This window comes from Nitrobacter sp. 62-13, assembly GCF_001896955.1.
Lineage (GTDB): Bacteria > Pseudomonadota > Alphaproteobacteria > Rhizobiales > Xanthobacteraceae > Nitrobacter.
The window spans coordinates 2,001-3,860 of record NZ_MKRN01000087.1 but is presented as its reverse complement, the minus strand read 5'-3'; the positions used below and the strand labels follow the sequence as shown (position 1 = coordinate 3,860).

The following is a 1,860-nucleotide window of genomic DNA, read 5'->3' as shown; positions in this document are numbered from 1 at the left end:
CCGGCGCTGCTCGCGGCCCTGCTCCGCAGCGGCCGCGCGCTCCGCCTCTGCGAGCGCACGGGCGCGGCCATCGGCGGCTACAACGGCGGTGAGGTCTGCGAGCTGCTGGGCTTGTAGGGCGAGGATCTGGTTGCCGGCCTGGGCGGCTTGCAGGGCGCCGGTCGCACCTTGGCTTTGGCCGATGAGCGCTGACATCTCGGCGCGGCTGGTGTCGAGATTGCCGACCACTGTCGCCTGCACGCGCATCGCGTCCTGCAAGCCGCCCACGGTGTTCTGCCATCGGGTGCGAGCGTCGGCGATGAGTTGCTGGTCGGACGCGGACAGCGAGGCACTGCCATACGTCGTCTGAAAAGCCTGGTCGATCTGCTGGATGTCGAAGGCGATGTTTTGCGCTTGGCCGAGGAACTGCTGGGTCCGCTGGATCGACTGTTGCAGCCGCTGGAGCGAGGAGTACGGCAGGCTGGCGAGATTCCGTGCCTGGTTGATCAACATCTGCGCTTCGTTCTGAAGCGAGGTGATCTGATTGTTGATCTGCTCAAGCGCGCGTGCCGCTTGAAGCACGTTCTGCACGTAGTTCGTCGGGTCGTAGACGATCCACTGCGCCGAAGCGGGCGTGACCACCAGCGGCATAAGTGATATCGGAAGTGAGAAGATGGTGGCGGCGAGGACTGCCGCGCGCGAGCGGGATTGACGGGTGCTCATGGTTGAGCCTCCTTTGAGTGTTCGGGGAGGAGCGTCGGGAAGTTGGGAAGGAGATCGACGGCCCAGCTCACGCCGCGGGCCTCGAGCCACGCAGGGAGAAACCCCTCCCGGCCGTGCTCGGCCAGGATGCTGGCGATCAACGCCTGATCATCCTTTGCGGATGCGGCGCAGAGGGCGAGGCCGACGTCGGAGAGGCCCAGCTCGAAAAGGCGATTGCCGCGTCGGGATTGGCAGTAGTAGTCCTGTTTCGGCGTGGCTCGCGCGAGAATCTCTATCTGGCGATCATTGAGCCCAAACCGGCGATAAATGCTGGTGATCTGCGGTTCGATCGCCCGGTCGTTGGGCAACAGCAGCCGCGTGTGGCAACTGTCGACGATTTCGGCAGCGATCGTGCTCTTCTCGATCTGTGCAAGCGACTGGGTTGCGAAGACGACCGACGCGTTCTTCTTGCGGAGCGTGACAAGCCACTCTGTGAGCTGCTTGGCAAAGCCGGGATCGTTTAGCGCCAGCCACCCCTCGTCGATGATGAGCAGGGTCGGCGAGCCGTCGAGCCTGTCGGAGATACGATGAAACAGGTAGGACAGGACGGCGGGCGCCCCTCCGCTTCCGACAAGACCCTCGATCTCGAAGGCTAGAACAGCGGCCGAACCCAAATGCTCGAATTCCGCGTCCAGCAGCCGGCCATAGGGGCCTTCAACGCAATAGGGTCGAATTGCCTGTTTGAGGTCGTTCGATTGTAGCAGCACCGTCAGGCCGGTAATCGTCCGCTCCTCGACAGGTGCGGAGGCAAGCGAGGTCAGCCCCGTCCAGATGTGCTCCTTGACTTCCGGGGTGATCGCAACGCCTTCGCGCATCAGGATGGCGACGATCCAGTCAGCCGCCCAGGCCCGCTCATAGGTGTCATGGATGCGTGCGAGTGGCTGGAGAGAGACGGATATTTCGGAACCTTCCGTGAGGCCGCCGCCGAGGTCGTGCCAGTCTCCGCCCATCGCCAGCGCGGCGGCGCGGATCGAACCGCCGAAGTCAAACGCGAAGACCTGACTGCGCTCGTAGCGGCGGAATTGCAGGGCCATTAACGCGAGCAGCACTGATTTGCCGGAGCCGGTTGGCCCCACGACCAAGGTGTGGCCCACATCGCCAACGTGGAGCGAAAAGCGG

General features: G+C 64.0%; 1 protein-coding gene and 1 pseudogene (1 of these 2 cut by a window edge). Both read right to left on the bottom strand.

Features of this window, described 5'->3' with window-relative positions; all coding sequences use genetic code 11:
* The coding region (gene trbJ, locus BGN91_RS08180) for a P-type conjugative transfer protein TrbJ (RefSeq protein WP_292612139.1) at window positions 1-702 on the bottom strand (702 nt) is incomplete at its 3' end.
* A pseudogene (gene trbE, locus BGN91_RS08175) lies at window positions 699-1,860 on the bottom strand (conjugal transfer protein TrbE) (it continues 1,252 nt past the right edge of the window). The pseudogene trbE and the gene trbJ, both read right to left, overlap by 4 nt.